The sequence below is a fragment of the Flavobacterium aquatile LMG 4008 = ATCC 11947 genome (assembly GCF_000757385.1).
Taxonomy (GTDB): domain Bacteria; phylum Bacteroidota; class Bacteroidia; order Flavobacteriales; family Flavobacteriaceae; genus Flavobacterium; species Flavobacterium aquatile.
In genome coordinates, this window is the sequence record NZ_JRHH01000005.1 from 447,469 (window position 1) to 467,274 (window position 19,806).

The window sequence follows — 19,806 nt, forward strand, 5'->3', positions numbered from 1 at the left end:
AAAGTATTTTCTCTCATTTATTCTTCATTTAATTATAAATTTTCTTTGATTAATAATGGTTGTTTTTTGGTTTTTACATTTCATTTCCATTCAACTTTTTGATTTACAGATAACTAAGAATATACTTATATTTTTAACATTTGTTTAACAACGAATTAAAGCAACCAAATTGGTTTTATTTACTCTTTAGTATAAATAATTTAAATATTTAATTGCTATGAAAAAGCTAAAATTGCATGTTGTTGCTCTAGTATTGTTTACCGCAACAGCATTTGTGTCATGCTCTGATGATGACAATGGAAACTCAACTGTTTCAAAAACAGAATTTGTAACTGAAGTTGCCGGACCTGAAACAGGTGAAGTCAACAAAGATGTTTTACTTAATGTTACATTCGCAGTAGAAGGCGAGTGTGGAGAGTTTGAAAAAACTATTGAAACTACTACAGGAAACACAAAAACAATTGAGGTTCAAGTTAAGTATGATAGTTCTAAAATTTGTACGCAACCAACTACAAGAAGTATGGTTTACAAATTTAAAGCAACAGCTGCTGGAACTTACATTCTTAAATTTAAAAAATCAGCTACCGAGTTTATTACACAAACTATTGTAATTAGCTAAACGTAAATGCTTTTTAATAAAAACACCGACATAAGTCGGTGTTTTTTGTTTTTATAGAAAGGTAAAAAACTATTTTTTTATTTCAAATTCTTCGCAATCAATTCTTATGTTGTCGTTTTTTAGGTTCTGATTTAATAAACTGCAAAAAGATTCTTTATTGTTTTCTGAATAAAATTTGCATTTGACACAAGTTCGTTGAATACTTATTATTTTTAATTCATTTAATTGTTGAATGATAGTTGTGATGTTTTGCCATAAAACTAATTTATCATTTTGATCCGTATTTGAAATGATTTCTGTTAACGGATTTACAAAATTTTCAGTTTCTAAAACGATTTGTTTGCCACTTTCTGTTAATTCAATAGTGTAACTTCGAGTATCTTTTTGGTCAATATGTTTCTTGATGTATTTTTTTTGTTCAAGCGTTTTAATGGTGTCGCTTATGGTAGGTTTGGTCAAATTAAATTCATTCGACAAGTAACTAACCGTAGTCTTCTCGATACTATGATAGGCAATAAAAATTAAAACTTGAATTTGAATAGGACTCAAATTGTAGCTTTTGGATTTATCCAAAAGCAATGTTTTAAAAACTTGAGAGATACGATCTAAACCTGCAACAATTTTATAGTCGAGATTTGAATTTTGATTTTTTAAATTATAAACACTTTCCATAATTTTATAAAAGAATAAACCGAAAGTAAAGTACTCTCGGTTTGCAAAGTTAGTAATCCTAATTAAAAATTAATAACAATTTTCCATTTCAATAATGGCATAGCCATTGTTTACTATTTTTTGCTCAATTTCTTCTGGTACTTTATCTATATGACAAAAAGTGCATTCTTTTGAAGTTAAATTTTGTCCTTCTTGTAAAATACTTTTTAAATACTTTTTTCCATATTCGAAAATTTGGTTTTCATCTTTCAAATTTTCATCTACTAGAATATCAAAATGCATTAGTTTTCCGTCTTTGCGAGTTACATAAGTATCCCAAACTGCTACTTTCATATTATTTATTTTTTTTATATTTTTTATTTTTAATGTAAAAATCCCTGTTAAAATGTTTTAAAAGGGATTTTTTAGTATTCTTAACCGATAACTTCTTCCATAGAAGCACCAAAGTTGATGTGTAAAACGGTTCCTTTTGGAGTTACCAATGCTGGAACCGATTTTAAACCTGCTTTTACAGCTTCTTCAATTCTTGATTTGTCGTTTCCGAGATGAACGATTTCAACATTTGAACGTCCAATTAAGTCAATAACGTCGTGTTCTGCACTTATGCAAACTGGACAACCTGCGTGATAGAAAATTGATTTACTCATAATAGTTTTTTTTAAATGTATTAATTATTTGATTTTGTGTTTGTAAACACATTGCAAATATAGTTAGTTATCCTAACTAAATAATATTTTTTTTTGTTTTTAATTCTTTTTTAACATTTTAATTAATTTAAAAGTTTTGAATAATCATTTATCTCATAAGAATTAAATATGATCAGAGCTCAAATACTTTTTGGCTAACAAATTTTTAAATAGAATAAATGTCCACTTCAACTTGAAATTAGGATGGTTAACCTTTTTTGTCTTTTCAGAGGCACTTCACTCATCTACCTTTGATGAAAATAAAGCAGATTATTTAAAACTAGCTTTAATATTTAAAGACAATAATTATGAATAAGAATGAAAAAAAAGCATTGCTAATTTTACTACTAATTGTGGGCTTTTCTTGTTATTACTATTTTTTTCCCAATAGAGATTGGTTAGGGAAACCCTATTTGAATCAAGCACAAACTGATGGCTTTGCGGTAGTAGAATTATTTACTTCAGAAGGTTGCTCAAGTTGTCCTCCAGCAGATGAACTTTTATCTAAAATGCAAAAAGAAGCTCAAGGGAAAAATATCTATTTATTGGCTTTTCATATTGACTACTGGGATAACGAGCAATGGAAAGATTCTTTTAGTGATGAAAAATATACCAAACGTCAAGAGCAATACTCACAATGGATGAACAGAAGTTTAATTTATACCCCTCAATTTGTTATAAATGGTTCGACTGAATTTGGAGGTGATGATGGTAGAAAACTTTACAGTTTAGTTGCCGAAGGTCTCAAAAGTGAGCCAAGCAATGATTTACAATTTATATTAAATGAAACAAAAGACTCCTTAATAGTAAATTATAAAACTAAAGAGAATAAAAACTCCAATTTGATTATTGCTGTTGTTCAAAAAGTTGCATCATCAATAGTTACAGGAGGAGAAAATAATCGTGCTTTTTTAAATCATGTGCAAGTTGTTCGTCAAATAAAAGGCATCGCATTGAATAAAAAGTCAGGAAAAGTGGTCGTAGAAAAACCTCAAAACTATACTGAAAAAGAATGGGAAGTAATTTCATTTATACAAGACAATAAAAACGGAAAAATTACTGCTGCAGCAAAATCCAATTAATATTAATAACATTTTATCACAATTATTATGAAAAAAATTATTTTAGTAGTAACAGGTTTACTAGTGGTAGTTGCCTGTATTTTAGAAATGGCTTTACCTATCAAAGCACTATTTGATCCGGGTAATCTTAAAGAACTAACCTATTATTTTAATAGTAAAGACAGAACAGTATCGGTACTTTATGGCAACGATAAAGCTTTCTCAATTTTAAATGACAAAAAACACGTTGCACAATCTGGGGCCATTTTTAAATTGGTTACTTCTATTGACGATCAAAGCGCTTTAGGACTTGATTTAGTGAGTAAAAGTAAGCTTCACGATATTGAAACTATAACTATGGAAGCATCGATAAATAGTAAATTAATTGTCAAATATCAATCTACTAAAAAAATTGCCGAAGAAGTTTCTAAAAAAGAATTTATCACTAAACGAATTGCATTTATTACTTCTTTAAAATCAAATTTAAATCAGTAATAAAATTTAGTAGTTATAATCGGATGCTGTTTACAGTAAGTTTTTTTTATTATCTGTTTTCTAACCAATGTAAAAAAGCAGTAACTTTTTCTTTTCCAACCAGTAATTTTTCTTCAGTTGGTACCGATAATTTTAGCAATAGTTTGCGTGAAAAATAATGTTCGGCTTCTTTAATTGCAGAAAAATTCACAAGATATTGTCTGTTGACTCTAAAGAAAAGACTAGAGGATACTAGTTTACTAACTTCATCTAGCGATTGGGTAATCGGATATTCTATTTTGTCAAAAGTCATTATTGTTGGAGTATCATATTTTATAAAAAAATACGCAATATTATCTGTTGGGATAGTAGAATATTTATTGTTTTTAAATACAAGAAAACTTCTTTTTCCGGTATGTTCTCCGTTTCGCGTTAACAGAAAGTCAAAGTCGGGTAGGTTTTTCTTATTGCGTTGAAAGAAATTTTTTAATTCTCCAGCTTTCTTGATTGCATTAGCAATATCTTCTCTAGAAAATGGTTTAAGGATATAATCAATTCCGTTAGATTTGAACGCTTCAATAGCATAATCATCGAAAGCAGTGCAGAAAATTACAGGAGAAACTACCTCAACATTTTTAAAAATTTCGAAGCAAAGTCCATCAGCAAGTTGAATATCCATAAAAATAAGATCGGGCTGATCGTTTTCTGTCAAATAATTTACCGCGCCATCAATACTTTGAATGTACGACAAAATTTGAGCATCTGGTCTAATACTTAGAATGAGTTGTCCGAGTGCTTTTGCTGTTTTTATTTCATCTTCAATTAGTACTATTGTCATAAATTAAGGGTATTTTTACTTTAAAAATAGTTTCCGTTTTCTCTATATTAATTTCATTATCAAGAAGATGTAGAAATCTTCGATTAATATTATCAAGTCCCACACCTGTTGATAATGTACCTTTTTTAAGTTGGATTGGATTTTCTACTATTACAAAATTATTTTGTGTATATAATTTTATTAGAAGTGGTTTATCTAAAGAAACAACATTGTGTTTGATGCTATTTTCTATTAGCAGTTGTAATGTAAATGGCGGAATTTTAGCATTATAATCCTTTTTGTTTATTTCGTTAGTAACTACAAAACCTTCTTCAAAACGTGCTTTTAACAGATAAATATACGAATCTAAAATTTGTAATTCCTCTTGTAAAGAAATCAAATCCATTTTCCGGCTTTCTAATGTAAAACGATAAAAATCGGATAATTTTAGAATAAAATCGGCACTATTAGGATCTTGCATTTCAACCATTGACTTTAAAGTGTTGAGACTATTGAACAAAAAATGCGGATTTACTTGTTGTTTTAAAAGTTCGTATTGTGCACCTAAATTAACCGATATCGTTCGTTCCAATTCAATTGAAATCTTTTGAGCGCGATAGTTTTGAAACAATAAATGTAAAAACATGTAAATAATCAAGTTGATTAAAACACCACGTAATTCAAACATGATGGGCGCATCCATTTGTGAAGCGAGAAATAGTTCCTGATGTGCAATTACTAGGATAATCATAACTGCCATTCCCATAAAAACGCTTAAAAGTAGTTTTGTATTTAGAAAACTTTTATCATTTTTATTAGTTGTAAATTTAGGTAAAGCATAAATATTATAGTACCAGATAAAAAGTGAAAATAATATTGTAATAGACGAATTTACTAGTACATCTTTAATTGTATAATTTAAATCAAATAATTTTGGAATTGACGCAAGAATCCCTAGTACAATTGAGCTACCCCAAATAATACGCCAAGAAACTATAAATCCTTTTTCATTTTCTTTCATTTGTTTAAATATTGTCTATCAAAGATAAGTTTATATGTATGAAAATCCAATTATTTCAATTTCAAATTCGCTAGTATGGACATCAAAATGATGCTCTAAATATTTATTAAGTAACAATTATCTCATAAATTAGTATGGCAAAAAAAGCCTGGCACGTAATTCTCATATCACAATGCCAGGCAACCACCAACTTAAACCTAACTATAATACTTTCTTTTTATCGCTATTCTATTAATAATTAGTTATATAAAATGCTACTGTAATTGAATTCCTCTATGATTTAACATAGAATTCAATTATGTATTACAATTTTATTTTAATGATTAAAAAATTATTTTAGAGACAGCTTCGATGGCTCCAGTGTTTGTATTTTGCACAAAACCTATTACCTCAAAATCTTTGGTATTGAAATTATCTGGAAGTGAAATCGTAGTTTTGTCTGTAGCATTTTTTACTAATTTGATAGTATGAAGATGACGAACAATTTGAAAATGAGATAAAATTTTATTAGCGTTTTCTCCTCGTTTCACAGCATTTTTTGCATTTTTTTGAATTACAGTCAAAATTAAATTACTGTTTTTCTGATTACTATTTACCGTATAATTCACCGTTAGTTTTTTACTACTCACCGTTGCATTCAAATCTAAATTCGCTACCGATGGTTTAAGTAGTATTTTCTTAATAGCATTTCTAACAACAGTTTCATTAGATGCTACAAACTCTTGTTTTCCATTTATAATTACTTGTGGTGTGTAAACATTTGGCAGGCTAAACCAATTGGCATAATCATATTGCCTTTTAGTATATTCGGCTTTACTAAATATATCTTTCCAACCTTGATGATCCCAATAATCTACATGGTATGCAATAACATAAACTTCTTGATCTTTATATTCCATTTGAATTTTACCCATAAGTTCATCGGCTGGAGGACAACTGTTGCAACCCTCTGAAGTAAAAAGTTCTAAAACTGCAAAACCTTTGTTGGTTTCAGTTTTTGTCGATTTTTGTCCAAATACTGCAACACTAAAAAATAGATGTATCATGGCAATTATAGCATTAGATTTTATTGATTTCATTAGTTTAAGATTTAATAGTTTTGTTTTTTAATTTACTTTTAATTATTTCTTTTGCCTTTAAATTTGGGATATCAAATTCAAAATAGCTTTTCTGAGGAATACAAACTTCTTTACAGATTTGATAAGATAATTCGACAGCAATTGAGGTGTTCAATTTATTATTGACTTTAATAACTTGAGTTATGGTGAAATTGTTTGTAAAATAAGTTTCGTTTACTTCAAACAATGTGTTGAATGTTGTAGTTGTAGCACTTTCTTTTGCTTTTCCAACTGTTTCATATTTACCTTTACTATTTAAAAATGTGAATTCTAAAGGTAATGGACCGCCTTCTGGTGTTGCTAGTGAATAAAGGTGCCAATCTTTTTCTAGTTTGCCAGCGAAAGTCAGTATATATTCTGAACTTGATTTTTTTTGAATCTTTGCTTTCCACTTAACTGGATTTGAAATTTGGGCTTTCACAGAAAAGAAAGAAAAGAAAGTGAGCATCAATAGTGCTTTAATAATTTTCATTACCTTCATTAGAATTATAATAAGTTAATTTCTACAGCAATATTACCTCTTGTAGCTTTAGAATAAGGACAAGTTTGGTGTGCAGCATCTGTAATTAATCGAGCTGTATCTTTATCTATTCCAGGAAGGCTAACATTTAGTCTTGCTTGTAAAAAATAAGCATCTCCATCACGACATAAATCTACTTCGGCATCAACAGAAGTGTCAATTGGAAGTTTTATACTCATTTTACTTGCTGCAATTCCCATCGCACCAATAAAACAAGCAGACCAACCACCAGCAAACATTTGCTCAGGATTTGTACCTGTTCCGTGTGATCCTGGATTACTAAGTTTAACATTTAGTTTACTATCTGAACTTTTTGAAGCGCCATCACGTCCACCAATTGTGTGTGTTTTTGCAGTGTAAATTGCTTTTTCTGATTGTGGGATATTTGAATTTTCCATGATTTTCATTTTTTTAATTATAGGTCAAAATTATAGTTGAAAACGTTGAAGTACAATTGATAAATTGCTTAAGTGGACAAAATTGAACTTAAAACCGACATTTGTAAACCTTGATTTTTTCAAAGTTTTAAAAATTTTATTTTTTGGCTAAACCATCTGCTTCAATTATTGCAGCAGCAAATGCTTTTGGATCTTCTTGCGGAACATCATGCCCAATTCCGTTAAGAACATGATGTGCATATTTTCCTGTAAATTTTGTAGCATATGCTTTTCCGTTGGCGTTTGCTCCATCAAAATCGCTTCCAATCGTTACAGCTGGAATAGTAATGTTTGGACGAGCATCAAGACGTTTCTCTAGTTCGTCATACTTTTTTTCACCTTCAGCTAGTTTTAATCTCCATCGGTAATTGTGAATAACAATCGCTACATGATCTGGATTATCGAATGATGTCGCTGTTTTTTCAAAAGCTTCGTTGTCAAAAATCCATTTTGGTGATGCTAGTTTCCAAATTAGCTTGTTGAATTCGTAACGATTTTTTTCGTAACCCATTTGACCACGATCTGTAGAAAAATAATATTGATACCACCAAGCATGTTCTGCAATTGGACTTAAAGGTTGTTGATTCCCTGTAAGATTTACTACAATGTAACCACTAACGGATACAATTGCTTTACAACGTTCTGGCCAAAGTGCTCCCATAATTATGGCTGTTCGTGCACCCCAATCGAAACCACCAACTATTGCTTTATCAATTTTTAAAGCATCCATAAATGCAATCATATCTGATGCAATGGCTGATTGTTGTCCGTTTCTTGGAGTATCTTTCGATAGAAAATGCGTTGTTCCAAATCCTCTCAAATATGGAATATAAACGTGATAACCTTGGGCAACTAAAATGGGAGTAACTTTTTCAAAACTATGAATGTCGTATGGCCAACCATGAATCAATAGTACTGGTGTACCTGCTTTTGGTCCTGCTTCAACATAGCCAATATCTAGATCACCAGCTTTAACTTGTTTGATATTTCCGAATGTTGATGTAACGACTTCTTTAGAGATAGATGATTTTGACTGAGCATTTATTTTCATACTAATTATCAATATTATACCGAAGAATAATGAGGCTATATTTGAAAAATGCACTTTATTTTTTGTGAACATAATTTTTTAATTTTAATTATTATAAATTTCTGACACAAAGGTATTTTGAGAGTGCAAACGGTACAATGAGAATATGGGTTAAGCAGACAAATATGGCGGTCAAACTGACGATTTCCAACTTGAATGTTTTAAGTTAGATAAATTAAAATTGAAAAAATAGAATTAGTATTGAAAAAGAAGAATCAAATTTTAAAACATAAAGATTTTTAATTTAAAAAAGAGTATCCAAATTAAATTTCTTTGAATTTTTTGGTTGGCGAGTATCGTTTTCTGTGGTTGGTAAAAACTTCAATAGCAGAAAATTTTAAATTATAGTTAGAAGGTTTGATTAAAAATGGTAAGATTTTCGAAGCTTACAAGATGAGCTTTTAAAAAAGATATTACTTCAAATTAAATTATAAATGGATTTTTATTGAAATTTGTAGGTTTAAAATTTTGGCTTAATTATTTAATTTTTCTGTCAATGATTTTCTGAATTCTTGGCCCAATAATTAAGATGGCTGGTATTACAATTATATAAGCTAGTGCCCATGATTTAGTCCATATATTCAAAAAATTATCGCTAAAACCAATGTTAATTGTAATTAAACTAAAAGAGATAATTCCGGTAGTGATTAGGCCCATAATGAGTGCAAATGCGATTTTCTTTTTCATTATTATTTGATTTTATATTAAGCACCATATTTTGTTTATGGTGCTTTTTTTTGAATTATATTTTGTTGATTATTATTTTAATGTTATCTCACTAAGGTCAATAGATACTAGTAAAGGCTCGGGAAATAAAGGAGTATTATCCTCTTGTCTTATGTAAACATTTCTTTTAGTAGCAATCATAATTCCTTCTACTTCAATGTACTCTGATAAATAATGTGCAGCAGTTGATCCGCCAGCAATATCAACACTGTAATCATGTCTTTTAATAAGACCATTTTTGTCAATGTAAAAAGTTTGAACTGCCGAATGACTTGCAACATCATCTGGAAAAGTTACTTCAAGTCTTCTAAAAACTTCACCGTCTTCTTTCCAAGTTTCTAATTCTCTAACACTGTAACCTTCGCTAGCAAAGTTGAAAGGTGCGTTAAAATAAGTCCACATTGCATATCCTGCAAAATAGGCAAGTTGAAGCTGAGACCAAGGAGTTTCTGTTGTATAACCTGCGAATGAAGCACGAGGATTTGATAGTTCTTCAACAGTTTCGCCATTACTATTTACAATAGCTACATGATTTGCAGTAAATTGAGTATGCCAGTCTTTGTTAATAAAAGGTTGGTGAGAAGTTGCTTGTTTATTTATATTTGAAGTAACATAAATATCATCTACTGATCCAGGATGGCCTACCATTGGCCATAAAATTCCATCGCAAATAAGTCTTGCCGATATCGTTTCGAATTTTCTAAAATTTTTCATGCCACCATGAGCATTGATTGTGAAGTCTAATAAATTACTCACTTCTTGTTGTTTAATTGTTTCCATTTTTTTAATATTTAAGTTTTTAATTAATTTCCGTGTGCTTTTTCAGATACATCAGCCCATTCTTCCCATAAAGAAATGCGTTGTTCGTAATGATGTTTTACTGCTGGTAATCCAACTTTTCCTAAAAACATTCGTAGTGGCGGATTAGTTGTGTGGACTAATTTTAATAGTGCTTCTGCAGTAGCTTCAACGTTTCCAAAAGATCCTTTTGAATCACTTTCTGAGTACGATTTTTTAAATCCATCATAAACAGAAATGCTATTGGAATTAAAATCACCTTTCCAAATATCTGATTCGTAACCATTTGGTTCTAATAAAGTTACGTGAATTCCAAATGCTTTTACTTCAGATGCTAAAGTTTCGCTTAAACCTTCAATTGCAAATTTCGAAGCGTTGTAAATACTTTGGAAAGGCAAAGTAATTAATCCTAAAATGCTAGAAGTTTGAATGATATGTCCGCTATTTTGCTTTCTCATTATTGGTAAAACCGCTTGAGTCATCCATAAAGCACCAAAAAAGTTGGTATCAAATTGGTTTCTTGCTTCTTGTTCACTTGCTTCTTCAACAGCACCAAATAGAGAATATCCTGCGTTATTGATTAACACATCTATTTTACCAAAATGATTGTGTACTTTTTTTACCGCTTCAAATGCTGCTTCGCGGTTATTTACATCTAATGAAAAAGTGAATAACAAATCACCATATTTTGATACTAAATCGTTAAGTGGTTCGATATTTCTTGCTGATGCAGCCACTTGATAACCTTGTTTTAAAAAGGCTTCTGTCCATACTTTACCAAAACCTTTTGATGCTCCTGTAATTAAAATTGTTTTTGACATTTTTTATTTTTTAAATTAATATCTGATTTTTATTTTTAAATGACCAATCGGTCATTTTTTTTATTAAAAAAAAACTACAGTGTTTGTGCTGTAATCATTTTTTTTAGATTTGCGTTTATAATTCTCATCTTATCTTTAGATCCAGATACTCTAGAAATCAGAATTCCACCTTCCATCATAGCAAACATTATCGTTGCAAATTCTTCATTATCCCAATCAGATTTAAATTCTTTATTTTCTATTCCTTGTTTTATTATATCTGAAAGAAACTTTTGACTTTTTGTAATAAGTTTATTTACTTTATTCTTGATTATTTCGTTTGTATCATCTGCTTCTGTACCAAAGTTTAGCATTGGGCATCCACCAATAACTAAGGACTCATTAGGATCGACAAACAAATCTATGTAAGCAAAAAGTTTTTCCTTTGATGTTTGATATTGACTTAATCTTTTATTCAATATATTTGTAAGTAGCTCCATGTTATAATCCACAGCACTTGCTGCTAAAATATCTTTGTTTTCAAAGTGAACATACAGACTTCCTTTAGAAAGTTTTGTGGCTTCCATAATATCGCTCATGGCTGTACCAACTATTCCTTTTGTATTGAATAGCGGTGCTGCTTTTTCAATTATAAAGCGTTTTGTTTCTTCTCCTTTAGACATTATGTAAATATTTATTTTGCAAATATATGACCTTTCGGTCATTTGAAAAATAATAATCAAATTATTTTTACTATTAATGTTTGATTACATTGATTTTAAAGAGATTTAGAAAGAAAATTGAAATGATTTATAAAGGTATTTTATTATAAAAATGAGGTATACTTTTACAGTTTATACTATTTATTTAAAAAAACCATCTACTATTAAGTTGTAAAACAGTAGATAGTTTTATTTAATTTCTAGTGTTTCATCACTAAAACAGGCTTACCTTTTTCGACTATGTAGGTTGCTAATTCTACACCAGTACTTTTACCATTGTTTCTAGCAGCATGTACCGTACCAGCAGGAATGAAAAGTACATCGCCAGCATTTAATGTAACTGGTGGTTTACCTTCAACTATGTATTCTAAAGAACCTTCTAGAACATAAATAAGTTCTTCTCCAGGATGAGAATGTTCTCCAAATGCTGCGCCAGGTTCAAAATCTATTCGAACTTGAATAGTTTCGCGACCTTTAGCGCTAATGTCATAACGTTGAAGTTCGGTTCGTTTTATACCCGACTGTTGCGCAAAGGCTGAACTTGAAGCCATAATTGAGAACATTACGATTGTTAATGTCGTCAATAAAATGTTTTTAATATTTTCCATTTTTATTAAATTTTATAATTAACGAAGCGTTTTGAAGGCTGCTCTCAATTCACTAACAAAAATTTGAGGTTGTTCCCAGGCTGCAAAGTGACCACCTTTTTCTACTTCATTAAAATAGATTAGATTTTTAAAAGCACGTCGTGCCCAACTTTCTGGCGAAGCATATACGTCTTGAGGAAATGTTGTCACTGCAACAGGAATTGTAATTTTATCTGATTTCATTGAACCAGCACTAATAAGATTTATGTTTCGGTTTTCCCAATAAATTCTAGAAGCAGAAGCAGCAGAACCTGTAAGCCAATAAAGCGAAATGTCATCTAATACATCGTCTTTTGTTGGTAATTGTGTTGAATCATTTCCGTAAGACCAATTTTCAAAACCTGGATGTAAGAAAATCCACGAAGCAAGACCTGCTGGTGAATCCGTCAATCCGTAACTTACTCCTTGTGGACGTGCTTCCATTGTTGATTTATAGATAAATCCGCCGCTTGTAATTGCTTTTCTTAATTGTTCAAATGCTGCACGTTCTTTGGCAGTAAATGTTTCTGGAATTACTCCAGTTCCTAAAGCCATTCCTGCTTCATTTGGTAAAGTTGCTGGTAAATTACTGTGAATTCCTAACAGTCCTTGTGGAGCAGTTAGTGCCATAGAATGAACAATTCCCGCACCCCAATCGCCACCTTGAGCAACATATTTTTTGTATCCTAAACGGTTCATAAGGACAACCCAAGCTTTTGCAATTCTATCATTATTCCAACCTTCTTCAGTTGGTTTCCCTGAAAATCCAAAACCAGGTAATGAAGGGATAATAACATCAAAAGCATCTTCTGCCATTCCACCATGGGCTGTCGGATTAGTTAAAGGATCTATAGTTCTTGTAAATTCAAATACTGAACCTGGCCAACCATGACTTAATAGTAATGGCATTGCATTTTTGTTTTTTGACTTAACGTGAATAAAATGAATATCAACGCCATCTATTTTAGTTATAAATTGAGGATACTTATTTAATTTAGCTTCGGCTTTTCTCCAGTCATAATTAGTACCCCAATACTTCACCAATCCTTGCAATTTAGAAAGTTGTGCACCTTGAGATGCATCGATAACTGTTTCTTTATTAGGCCAATTTGTATTCAAAATGCGTTCACGGAAATCTTTCAAATCTTCATTTGAAATAGCCACACGATAGGATCGAATAGTTTCATCATTTTTCATTTCTGTTTTTTGTGCTTTGCTTTGTGCAGATGCCACTGTTAACTGTAAAGCTAACAATCCAGTCCAGAATATGGACATTACTTTTAATGAGTTTTTCATTTTTGTTATTTTTTAATTTTTGTTTAAATTACTTTTTTAATGTTATTTACTTTGAATTCTTTTGTTTATTCAAAGCTTAAAAAGAAGTCTACATGTGTGGCTATGAGATCACACATGTAGTGGTCTTTAATTTCTTACAATAAATTGTAAACAGTTTTTACGTTACCTTTTGTAGCTTTAGAATAAGGACAAGTTAGTTGAGCAATTTCGATAATACTTTTCGAAATGTTAGAATCTAATCCTGGCAGGCTTATATTTAATCTAGCTTCTAAAGAATAACCAGACTCACTTACTACTAAGTCAACTTCGGTATTTACGTAATGATCTGCTGGTAATTTTACATTTAAACTCTCTGCTGCTTTTCCCATTGCTCCAATAAAGCATGCTGACCATCCTGCTGCAAATAATTGTTCTGGATTAGTTCCTTCTCTATTACTTCCTGGAGTAGTAAGAATAATATCTAAATTTCCATCAGAGCTTTTAGATTTCCCTGTTCTTCCACCTGTTGTGTGCGTTATAGCTGTATAAAGCACTTTTTCATTTTTTGTTTCCATTTTTATTTTTATTAAAATTTATGGTACAAAGGTATTTGTAGTGGACAAGTGGTACAATGAGAATATAGGTTAAACAGACGAAATTGAGTGTAAAACAGACAATTCCTAACTTGAAATGTTTTAGGTTTTAAAATTTTTCTTTGTGTAGATAAAATTATTTTTGAACAAGAAGAATCGAATTTGAAAACGAATTGTAAAGATTTTTTAAAGAAAGTGTTTAACAATTTTTGGAGGATAATTTTTAATAGCGAATTGCCCTAAATTATTGTTTTTCATTCACAAAAGTTAGTTGATAAAAGAGGCTCATAAAAAAAAGCCTGTTAATAAATCAGGCTTTTTTATGATTTTATTGATTGTATTTACTTTTTCAAATTATCGTAATAGAAGTTTGTTTCTTCGATCAAAGAGTACATTAATTCTTTAGCTTTATGGTGTTTTAAAATAGGTGCTATTTGTCCACCCCAGAACAATACCATATCCCATTTTTCTTGCTCAATAGCCGATTTTCTTAGTGATGACATTAAAGTTGTTTGTAAAGGAAAAGGAAGGATGTTATATTTATTTCCAGAAATTTCCTCAGCAATTCTACTTGTAATTCCTCTACCCAAACGTCCAGTATAGGCACGTGATAAAGTGGTGTATTTAGAAGCATCAGAAAAAAGCATTTGTCTATGTATTGGTAATGCATTTGATTCATCACAAGCCAAGAATGCTGTTCCTATTTGCGCTGCACTTGCTCCTAAAGCTAAAGCAGCGGCAATTCCATTACCATTGGCGATTCCGCCAGCAGCAATAATTGGTATTTTCACCTTTTCTTTAATCAATTGCAACAAAACAAATGAACCTGTAATAGATGATTCGGCACTTTTCAAAAATGAAGGTCGATGTCCACCAGCTTCAAAACCCGAAGCAATAATCATATCAACACCAGAATGCTCTAGAAAAATTGCCTCATCAAGTGTTGTTGCAGCGCCAATAGTAATTATGCCTCGCTTTCGGCAGGCATCTAAAATATATTCGTTAGGAACACCAAACATGAAACTGAATACTTTAGGTTTTATATCGAGTATAACTTCAACTTGATTTTCAAAACGGGTTTGAAATGGAGCAGGTTTTTCTGGAAATGGTAAACCTAACTCATCAAAATAAACCTGAAATATTTTTTTTGTTTTTTCAAATGCTACATCGCTTACGCCTTCAATTGGTGCATCGGTATCAGATACCCAAAGATTGATGTTATATGGTTTGTCTGTTTTTGCAATTATTTGTTTATTGACATCAAATATTTCTTGTGGACTCATTGTATAAGCACCATATCCTCCTAAACCTCCAGCATTAGAAACTGTTGCAACTAATTCAACTGTGGATAAATTACCTCCAAATGGTCCTTGTAAAATGGGATAATCAATGCCTAATACTTCTGTTGCTTTTGTTTGATACCACATAACTTTATAATTTATTGGTTAGTGTCAGTTAACATTTTATTTACAATAAGCCATTTATCATTAATTTTATGAAATGATAAGATATCGTGATAAATAAAGTCATACATGGTAACTTTAACTTCAGCTACAGCAATAGAGTTTATTATATGTAAAGATAAAATTTCTCCTTTAAATGGCCTACCAGAATCCTTAGGATTTTGACGATTTTTAACACCATCTAAATATTGATCAAGTGTTTTAGCATATGGAACACCTTTAATATCGCCAAAAAGCAAAGTGTCGTGATGGAATATAGTTGCTAATAAATCTATATTTCCCTCATAAAGTCCTTTAAAATAATTATTTTCTAAGGCAGTTCTAATCATTAAAATATCATTTTTATTTTCCATTTTTTCTAAATTTTGTGCCTTCATACCTTGTAAATTAGAGAGCATGAAAACGGTTACTAATATTATTTTTTGTACTAACTCGTTAAAAATTTGTGGTTTCATTTTATTTTCTTTTATAATCACACTACAAATTTCACAAGAAATAGTTAAGAATCTATGTGACCTAAATCACATTTGAAATGGAAGGTTTATTTAGATTTAAACCTTGGGTCAAATTGTTTGTCGAGATAGTCTAAACCAAGCGGACCAATAGCATAAACTTGAGTTACATATTCACCAGATTTAGCCAAGTGGAAATGTGGTGTGTTTCCTGGTAAAATTATTACAGATCCTGGAGCATACACTTTCAATTTAGTTTCATCAAATTCAGTCCCGATTCCTATATAAAACACACCTGAGATTACAGTATATATTCTATCTTCAGGATGGGAGTGAGGCATTATTTTTTCACCATTTGGAACTTTTACGCGAACAATAAATGGTTCTGTTTTTGATGGGTTTCCAACCAAGATAGCCAGTTTTACTTTTTCAGGAAAAGCAGGAAAAGAATTCCATACTATATTTTCAGAATTGATAGAATTAAAGGTTTTTGGACTTAGACCTTGTGCTGAACTTCTATCAGTGAAACTAAAAATAAGGAATACGATTAGTAAGTTATTAAATACTATTTTTGATTTCATAATAAATGAATTTTGTTTGTTAAAAAAAAGATTTGGTATAGTTTTTTTTCAAACCATACCAAATCTTTTAATTGAATTATGGTTTAATTAATTTAGATTATGTCCAGATCCTTTACCGCCATCAACATTAATAATTGACCCAGTAATAAAATTACTTTTTGCAACAGTATAAACCATTTCGGCAACATCTTCTATTTCACCAACTCTATTTAATAAATGCAAACCAGCACTTAAATCTGCTTTGTCTCCATGCATTGGAGTACGAATTACTCCAGGTGCAACAGTATTTACACGAATGTTTTGTTTTCCAAATTCGGCAGCTAATTGAATAGTTAAAGCATGAATTGCGCCTTTACTTGATATTGCAGCACTTGCTGGCCATCCGCCTAATCCATGACTTACTAATGGAGTTCCAATATTTATAACTACACCACCTTTTTGATTTAGCATTTGCGGAATAACTGTTTGCGTAGTGAAATAAGTACCTTTTAAATTAGTAGTTAAAAACTTATCAAGATAAGCCTCGTCAACCTCTAAAAATGGTCTGCTATCAAATATACCAGCATTGTTTACAAGCACATCTACCGAACCAAATTTTTCAATTGCTGTAGCAACTAATTGTTCACCAGTACTTTTTTTACTCACATCTCCAACTACCATAGCCAAGTTGCTACCTGCACCAAACTCATTATAAGTATTCTCTAGTGATTCGGCAGTAAATGAATTCATTACTACATTATCACCTCTGTCTAAAAAGTATTTTGCTATTCCTTTTCCAATTCCCGATGCTGCACCGGTAACGATTATTGTTTGTTTTTTCATAATTACTTATTTTTTATTGGCTGTAATGCCTTTTTCTCTTAATACTGAAACTTGTTCTCCTCCGTGACCCCAATCGTCTAGATTAATTTCTTGTATAACAATGTGAGTTAGTTGCGGATCTTTATTTAATACTTCTGTAATCAGGTTGGTAACTCCACTGATTAATTGCTGTTTTTGCTCGCGAGTAACGCCTTCACGAGTCAGTTCTATTTTTACAAATGGCATAACTTTAGTTTTTAAGGTTTGCAATTACATTTACATTAAGTTCAAAATCGTTATAGATTAGCGTATCTCCTAAATCTTTAAAGAAATTGCCTGAACGAAATTTAATGTCATACTTAGTACGGTCAACAATTAGTTTTCCTACTAAATTTAAAGAATCGTTACTGGTAGTTATTGTTGCATCAAAACTAGCAGCATGGGTAATACCTTTAATGGTTAAGTTTCCATTAATACGGTATTGATTACCTGATTGTAATTCTACAGACACGAAATCAAATGCAGCAGTTGGGTATTTTTCAATTGAGAAAAAATCATCTGAAGCAAGATGACCTGCAAATTGAGTGTTTGTAGCCGAATCGGTTACATCTAATATAACAAGTGAAGCCATATCAATGATAACTTGACCACTTGTTATTTGTCCATCATTTAGAAGGAAATTACCTTCTTTTACATCAATAGTTCCGTTATGAGCTCCGGTAACTTTTCTTCCAATCCAATCGATGTTACTTAATTTACTATCGATTTTAAATTTTTTTGTTTCCATTTTTTTATTTTATTAAAAATTATGGTACAAAGGAAAGATAGAAATTAAAGTTGCTTACGTGACCTACATCACATTCTAAAAAACAGCTTAATGTGAAGAATAAAGTCTGCTTAATGTTTCTCTTGAAACTCCTAGATATGCGGCGATTAAATGTTTAGGAACAAGATTATATAATTGAGGATATAAGGCTAATAATTCTTCATACCGTTTTTTAGCATCATTATTCATAAAGGAAAGTAATCTTTTTTGAGAAGCAACATAGCCTTTATTTGTTCTCCATCTAAAAAAATGCTCAATTTGATGTATTTCACTACATATTTTTTCTCGATCTTTATTAGAAATGCAAAGAACTTCTGCATCTGTAATACAATCTACATTTATGGTTGCTTTAGTATCATTATAAAGCGCATTATAATCTGAAGTCCACCAAGTAGGCATCGAAAATTGAAGAATATACATCTTAATTTCGTCGTTTATAAAAAAGGTTTTCAAGCATCCTGACACAACAAAATACTCACAATCAACTTGATCTCCTTCTGAGATTATTACTTGTCCTTTTTTAAAAGTTAAGGGTTTGAAATGCGAAAAAACATATTCAAACTGTTCATCTGATAATAAAACGATTTTAGAGATATATTGTCGTAATATTTCTTTGGCTTCCATTATATAATAAGTTAAGTTTAGTAGCCAACATAATCTTCAAAATACTAAAATCTTGATTGGTATGGAAAGATATAGACTATTGACTTGGTATAGTAAAATTACAAAATTTAATAAAAGATATTAGAAATGGACACTAAAAAGGTGAAAATTAGATAAATAAAAAATCGCAACTATCTGATTTATTGATAATTGCGATTTTATTTAGTGACCTCGACTGGATTCAAACCAGTAACCTTCTGAGCCGTAATCAGATGCGCTATTCAGTTGCGCCACGAGGCCTTTTTTGTGGGTGCAAATATAAGTATAAATGTGTAACTTGCAAATCTAATCGACTATAAAATTTAAAAAATATGCCACTTAAAAAGTACATCCGTGATATTCAGGATTTTCCAAAACCAGGAATTGGTTTTAAAGACATCACTCCGCTACTATTAAACCCAATTGCAAGGAAAGAAACGTTGCATTTACTGATTTCAAACTTAAAAGACAAACAAATTAATAAAGTGATTGGAGTGGAAAGTCGTGGCTTTTTCTTCGGAATTTTAATTGCTGAAGAATTGAATGCCGGATTTATTCCAGTTCGTAAACCTAAAAAACTTCCTTTTGATACTATTTCTGCTTCATATGATTTAGAATACGGAACTGATACTCTAGAAATTCACATTGATGCAATTCAAAAAGGAGATAAAGTCTTAATTCACGATGATGTTTTGGCAACTGGTGGAACAGCAAAAGCGGTCTGCGAATTGGTAGAACGTCTAGGTGGCGAAATTGTGCAGTGTAATTTTTTAATGGAATTGTCGTTTTTAAACGGACGCGAAAAAATTGCAGGAAAACCGATTTTTTCAGCAATTACCTATTAATCTAAAGCGCGAGTTGTTACATAATAGCGATATCCAATTAGCGCTATTTGCCATTTTTTTGCTTTAGCCAAATCCAATCGTTGCTTGGTGAAGCTAGGTAAAATGAGTTTGTTTATTTTAGCTAAAATTTTATACATAAAA

General features: G+C 30.8%; 28 protein-coding genes and 1 tRNA gene. 4 read left to right on the forward strand and 25 right to left on the reverse strand.

Translation table 11 applies throughout. The features are described 5' to 3' along the window. The first annotated feature begins 217 nt into the window (after positions 1–217). Positions 218–619 carry a hypothetical protein gene (locus LG45_RS13855; protein ID WP_035128150.1) on the forward strand — a complete coding sequence of 134 codons (402 nt, stop codon included), beginning with the start codon at positions 218–220 and terminating at the stop codon, positions 617–619. Positions 620–688: 69 nt separating this feature from the next. Here LG45_RS13855 and LG45_RS13860 read toward each other — a convergent pair whose 3' ends face one another. The 3 genes from LG45_RS13860 to LG45_RS13870 form a co-directional block, all read right to left on the reverse strand. Further along, complete coding sequence (locus tag LG45_RS13860) at positions 689–1,291, reverse strand: MarR family winged helix-turn-helix transcriptional regulator (protein ID WP_035128152.1); 603 nt, start codon at positions 1,289–1,291, stop codon at positions 689–691. A gap of 69 nt (positions 1,292–1,360) precedes the next feature. Beyond that, positions 1,361–1,624 carry a DUF2024 family protein gene (locus LG45_RS13865; RefSeq protein WP_035128153.1) on the reverse strand — a complete coding sequence of 88 codons (264 nt, stop codon included), beginning with the start codon at positions 1,622–1,624 and terminating at the stop codon, positions 1,361–1,363. A gap of 80 nt (positions 1,625–1,704) precedes the next feature. Continuing rightward, positions 1,705–1,938, reverse strand: coding sequence for a hypothetical protein (locus LG45_RS13870; RefSeq protein ID WP_035128155.1), 234 nt, complete (start codon positions 1,936–1,938; stop codon positions 1,705–1,707). A 347-nt stretch (positions 1,939–2,285) separates the two neighbouring features. Here LG45_RS13870 and LG45_RS13875 point away from each other — a divergent pair, with 347 nt between their 5' ends. Then, positions 2,286–3,059 (forward strand): DUF1223 domain-containing protein, encoded by a 774-nt coding sequence (locus LG45_RS13875; protein WP_052087603.1) that lies wholly within the window; start codon positions 2,286–2,288, stop codon positions 3,057–3,059. A 27-nt stretch (positions 3,060–3,086) separates the two neighbouring features. Next, complete coding sequence (locus LG45_RS13880) at positions 3,087–3,533, forward strand: hypothetical protein (RefSeq protein WP_035128156.1); 447 nt, start codon at positions 3,087–3,089, stop codon at positions 3,531–3,533. A 49-nt stretch (positions 3,534–3,582) separates the two neighbouring features. Here the strand turns inward: LG45_RS13880 and LG45_RS13885 are convergent, their stop codons facing one another. The 21 genes from LG45_RS13885 to LG45_RS13985 all read right to left on the reverse strand — a co-directional run bounded on the left by LG45_RS13885 (position 3,583) and on the right by LG45_RS13985 (position 19,081). Then, positions 3,583–4,350 carry a LytR/AlgR family response regulator transcription factor gene (locus tag LG45_RS13885; RefSeq protein WP_035128158.1) on the reverse strand — a complete coding sequence of 256 codons (768 nt, stop codon included), beginning with the start codon at positions 4,348–4,350 and terminating at the stop codon, positions 3,583–3,585. Next, positions 4,331–5,350, reverse strand: coding sequence for a sensor histidine kinase (locus LG45_RS13890; RefSeq protein ID WP_035128160.1), 1,020 nt, complete (start codon positions 5,348–5,350; stop codon positions 4,331–4,333). The genes LG45_RS13885 and LG45_RS13890 overlap by 20 nt, the downstream gene beginning before the upstream one ends. A gap of 323 nt (positions 5,351–5,673) precedes the next feature. Continuing rightward, positions 5,674–6,429: a DUF1223 domain-containing protein gene (locus LG45_RS13895; protein WP_035128162.1), complete on the reverse strand. Its 756-nt coding sequence runs from the start codon at positions 6,427–6,429 to the stop codon at positions 5,674–5,676. 4 nt (positions 6,430–6,433) lie between these two features. Beyond that, the gene (locus tag LG45_RS13900) at positions 6,434–6,940 is read right to left on the reverse strand and encodes a protein-disulfide reductase DsbD domain-containing protein (protein WP_165570811.1); all 507 of its coding nucleotides are present in this window, start codon (positions 6,938–6,940) and stop codon (positions 6,434–6,436) included. A 14-nt stretch (positions 6,941–6,954) separates the two neighbouring features. Then, positions 6,955–7,386, reverse strand: a complete 432-nt coding sequence (locus LG45_RS13905; protein ID WP_035128463.1) for an organic hydroperoxide resistance protein — start codon at positions 7,384–7,386, stop codon at positions 6,955–6,957. Between the two features lie 136 nt (positions 7,387–7,522). Continuing rightward, the gene (locus LG45_RS13910; RefSeq protein WP_035128166.1) at positions 7,523–8,548 is read right to left on the reverse strand and encodes an alpha/beta fold hydrolase; all 1,026 of its coding nucleotides are present in this window, start codon (positions 8,546–8,548) and stop codon (positions 7,523–7,525) included. A 444-nt stretch (positions 8,549–8,992) separates the two neighbouring features. Beyond that, on the reverse strand, positions 8,993–9,202 hold the full coding sequence (locus LG45_RS13915) for a DUF2798 domain-containing protein (protein WP_035128168.1): 210 nt from the start codon (positions 9,200–9,202) through the stop codon (positions 8,993–8,995). A 72-nt stretch (positions 9,203–9,274) separates the two neighbouring features. Further along, the gene (locus LG45_RS13920; RefSeq protein ID WP_240471883.1) at positions 9,275–10,021 is read right to left on the reverse strand and encodes a hypothetical protein; all 747 of its coding nucleotides are present in this window, start codon (positions 10,019–10,021) and stop codon (positions 9,275–9,277) included. A gap of 23 nt (positions 10,022–10,044) precedes the next feature. After that, entirely contained in the window at positions 10,045–10,860 is an 816-nt protein-coding gene (locus LG45_RS13925; RefSeq protein WP_035128169.1) for an SDR family NAD(P)-dependent oxidoreductase, read from the reverse strand. 74 nt (positions 10,861–10,934) lie between these two features. Next, complete coding sequence (locus LG45_RS13930; RefSeq protein ID WP_035128171.1) at positions 10,935–11,522, reverse strand: TetR/AcrR family transcriptional regulator; 588 nt, start codon at positions 11,520–11,522, stop codon at positions 10,935–10,937. Positions 11,523–11,761: 239 nt separating this feature from the next. Continuing rightward, entirely contained in the window at positions 11,762–12,169 is a 408-nt protein-coding gene (locus tag LG45_RS13935; protein WP_035128173.1) for a cupin domain-containing protein, read from the reverse strand. Positions 12,170–12,187: 18 nt separating this feature from the next. Continuing rightward, complete coding sequence (locus LG45_RS13940; RefSeq protein ID WP_205620520.1) at positions 12,188–13,483, reverse strand: epoxide hydrolase family protein; 1,296 nt, start codon at positions 13,481–13,483, stop codon at positions 12,188–12,190. A gap of 134 nt (positions 13,484–13,617) precedes the next feature. Further along, entirely contained in the window at positions 13,618–14,037 is a 420-nt protein-coding gene (locus LG45_RS13945; RefSeq protein WP_035128175.1) for an Ohr family peroxiredoxin, read from the reverse strand. Between the two features lie 359 nt (positions 14,038–14,396). After that, positions 14,397–15,482, reverse strand: coding sequence for an NAD(P)H-dependent flavin oxidoreductase (locus LG45_RS13950; RefSeq protein ID WP_035128177.1), 1,086 nt, complete (start codon positions 15,480–15,482; stop codon positions 14,397–14,399). A gap of 11 nt (positions 15,483–15,493) precedes the next feature. Beyond that, complete coding sequence (locus LG45_RS13955) at positions 15,494–15,973, reverse strand: nuclear transport factor 2 family protein (RefSeq protein WP_052087604.1); 480 nt, start codon at positions 15,971–15,973, stop codon at positions 15,494–15,496. An 86-nt stretch (positions 15,974–16,059) separates the two neighbouring features. Next, positions 16,060–16,551: a cupin domain-containing protein gene (locus LG45_RS13960; protein WP_131494668.1), complete on the reverse strand. Its 492-nt coding sequence runs from the start codon at positions 16,549–16,551 to the stop codon at positions 16,060–16,062. Between the two features lie 87 nt (positions 16,552–16,638). Then, positions 16,639–17,373 (reverse strand): SDR family NAD(P)-dependent oxidoreductase, encoded by a 735-nt coding sequence (locus LG45_RS13965; protein ID WP_035128179.1) that lies wholly within the window; start codon positions 17,371–17,373, stop codon positions 16,639–16,641. A 6-nt stretch (positions 17,374–17,379) separates the two neighbouring features. After that, positions 17,380–17,622: a tautomerase family protein gene (locus tag LG45_RS13970; protein WP_240471884.1), complete on the reverse strand. Its 243-nt coding sequence runs from the start codon at positions 17,620–17,622 to the stop codon at positions 17,380–17,382. After that, complete coding sequence (locus tag LG45_RS13975) at positions 17,603–18,139, reverse strand: YceI family protein (protein ID WP_035128181.1); 537 nt, start codon at positions 18,137–18,139, stop codon at positions 17,603–17,605. Before LG45_RS13975 ends, LG45_RS13970 begins: the two co-directional genes overlap by 20 nt. Before the next feature lie 87 nt (positions 18,140–18,226). Continuing rightward, entirely contained in the window at positions 18,227–18,802 is a 576-nt protein-coding gene (locus tag LG45_RS13980) for a Crp/Fnr family transcriptional regulator (protein ID WP_035128183.1), read from the reverse strand. A 205-nt stretch (positions 18,803–19,007) separates the two neighbouring features. After that, positions 19,008–19,081 (reverse strand) — tRNA-Arg (locus tag LG45_RS13985). Positions 19,082–19,152: 71 nt separating this feature from the next. On the opposite strand from LG45_RS13985, the gene LG45_RS13990 reads away from it, so the two are divergent. Beyond that, entirely contained in the window at positions 19,153–19,665 is a 513-nt protein-coding gene (locus LG45_RS13990) for an adenine phosphoribosyltransferase (RefSeq protein ID WP_035128184.1), read from the forward strand. Here the strand turns inward: LG45_RS13990 and LG45_RS13995 are convergent. Further along, positions 19,662–19,802, reverse strand: coding sequence for a hypothetical protein (locus LG45_RS13995; protein WP_035128186.1), 141 nt, complete (start codon positions 19,800–19,802; stop codon positions 19,662–19,664). The two genes, LG45_RS13990 and LG45_RS13995, sit on opposite strands and share 4 nt — an antisense overlap. Positions 19,803–19,806: the final 4 nt, after the last annotated feature.

What these genes read in the sequence shown, in the direction of transcription:
- LG45_RS13855 (WP_035128150.1), top strand. Translation starts at nt 218, where the DNA reads ATGAAAAAGCTAAAATTGCATGTTGTTGCTCTAGTATTGTTTACCGCA.
- LG45_RS13860 (WP_035128152.1), bottom strand. Translation starts at nt 1,291, where the DNA reads ATGGAAAGTGTTTATAATTTAAAAAATCAAAATTCAAATCTCGACTAT.
- LG45_RS13865 (WP_035128153.1), bottom strand. Translation starts at nt 1,624, where the DNA reads ATGAAAGTAGCAGTTTGGGATACTTATGTAACTCGCAAAGACGGAAAA.
- LG45_RS13870 (WP_035128155.1), bottom strand. Translation starts at nt 1,938, where the DNA reads ATGAGTAAATCAATTTTCTATCACGCAGGTTGTCCAGTTTGCATAAGT.
- LG45_RS13875 (WP_052087603.1), top strand. Translation starts at nt 2,286, where the DNA reads ATGAATAAGAATGAAAAAAAAGCATTGCTAATTTTACTACTAATTGTG.
- LG45_RS13880 (WP_035128156.1), top strand. Translation starts at nt 3,087, where the DNA reads ATGAAAAAAATTATTTTAGTAGTAACAGGTTTACTAGTGGTAGTTGCC.
- LG45_RS13885 (WP_035128158.1), bottom strand. Translation starts at nt 4,350, where the DNA reads ATGACAATAGTACTAATTGAAGATGAAATAAAAACAGCAAAAGCACTC.
- LG45_RS13890 (WP_035128160.1), bottom strand. Translation starts at nt 5,350, where the DNA reads ATGAAAGAAAATGAAAAAGGATTTATAGTTTCTTGGCGTATTATTTGG.
- LG45_RS13895 (WP_035128162.1), bottom strand. Translation starts at nt 6,429, where the DNA reads ATGAAATCAATAAAATCTAATGCTATAATTGCCATGATACATCTATTT.
- LG45_RS13900 (WP_165570811.1), bottom strand. Translation starts at nt 6,940, where the DNA reads ATGAAAATTATTAAAGCACTATTGATGCTCACTTTCTTTTCTTTCTTT.
- LG45_RS13905 (WP_035128463.1), bottom strand. Translation starts at nt 7,386, where the DNA reads ATGGAAAATTCAAATATCCCACAATCAGAAAAAGCAATTTACACTGCA.
- LG45_RS13910 (WP_035128166.1), bottom strand. Translation starts at nt 8,548, where the DNA reads ATGTTCACAAAAAATAAAGTGCATTTTTCAAATATAGCCTCATTATTC.
- LG45_RS13915 (WP_035128168.1), bottom strand. Translation starts at nt 9,202, where the DNA reads ATGAAAAAGAAAATCGCATTTGCACTCATTATGGGCCTAATCACTACC.
- LG45_RS13920 (WP_240471883.1), bottom strand. Translation starts at nt 10,021, where the DNA reads ATGGAAACAATTAAACAACAAGAAGTGAGTAATTTATTAGACTTCACA.
- LG45_RS13925 (WP_035128169.1), bottom strand. Translation starts at nt 10,860, where the DNA reads ATGTCAAAAACAATTTTAATTACAGGAGCATCAAAAGGTTTTGGTAAA.
- LG45_RS13930 (WP_035128171.1), bottom strand. Translation starts at nt 11,522, where the DNA reads ATGTCTAAAGGAGAAGAAACAAAACGCTTTATAATTGAAAAAGCAGCA.
- LG45_RS13935 (WP_035128173.1), bottom strand. Translation starts at nt 12,169, where the DNA reads ATGGAAAATATTAAAAACATTTTATTGACGACATTAACAATCGTAATG.
- LG45_RS13940 (WP_205620520.1), bottom strand. Translation starts at nt 13,483, where the DNA reads ATGAAAAACTCATTAAAAGTAATGTCCATATTCTGGACTGGATTGTTA.
- LG45_RS13945 (WP_035128175.1), bottom strand. Translation starts at nt 14,037, where the DNA reads ATGGAAACAAAAAATGAAAAAGTGCTTTATACAGCTATAACGCACACA.
- LG45_RS13950 (WP_035128177.1), bottom strand. Translation starts at nt 15,482, where the DNA reads ATGTGGTATCAAACAAAAGCAACAGAAGTATTAGGCATTGATTATCCC.
- LG45_RS13955 (WP_052087604.1), bottom strand. Translation starts at nt 15,973, where the DNA reads ATGAAACCACAAATTTTTAACGAGTTAGTACAAAAAATAATATTAGTA.
- LG45_RS13960 (WP_131494668.1), bottom strand. Translation starts at nt 16,551, where the DNA reads ATGAAATCAAAAATAGTATTTAATAACTTACTAATCGTATTCCTTATT.
- LG45_RS13965 (WP_035128179.1), bottom strand. Translation starts at nt 17,373, where the DNA reads ATGAAAAAACAAACAATAATCGTTACCGGTGCAGCATCGGGAATTGGA.
- LG45_RS13975 (WP_035128181.1), bottom strand. Translation starts at nt 18,139, where the DNA reads ATGGAAACAAAAAAATTTAAAATCGATAGTAAATTAAGTAACATCGAT.
- LG45_RS13980 (WP_035128183.1), bottom strand. Translation starts at nt 18,802, where the DNA reads ATGGAAGCCAAAGAAATATTACGACAATATATCTCTAAAATCGTTTTA.
- LG45_RS13990 (WP_035128184.1), top strand. Translation starts at nt 19,153, where the DNA reads ATGCCACTTAAAAAGTACATCCGTGATATTCAGGATTTTCCAAAACCA.
- LG45_RS13995 (WP_035128186.1), bottom strand. Translation starts at nt 19,802, where the DNA reads ATGTATAAAATTTTAGCTAAAATAAACAAACTCATTTTACCTAGCTTC.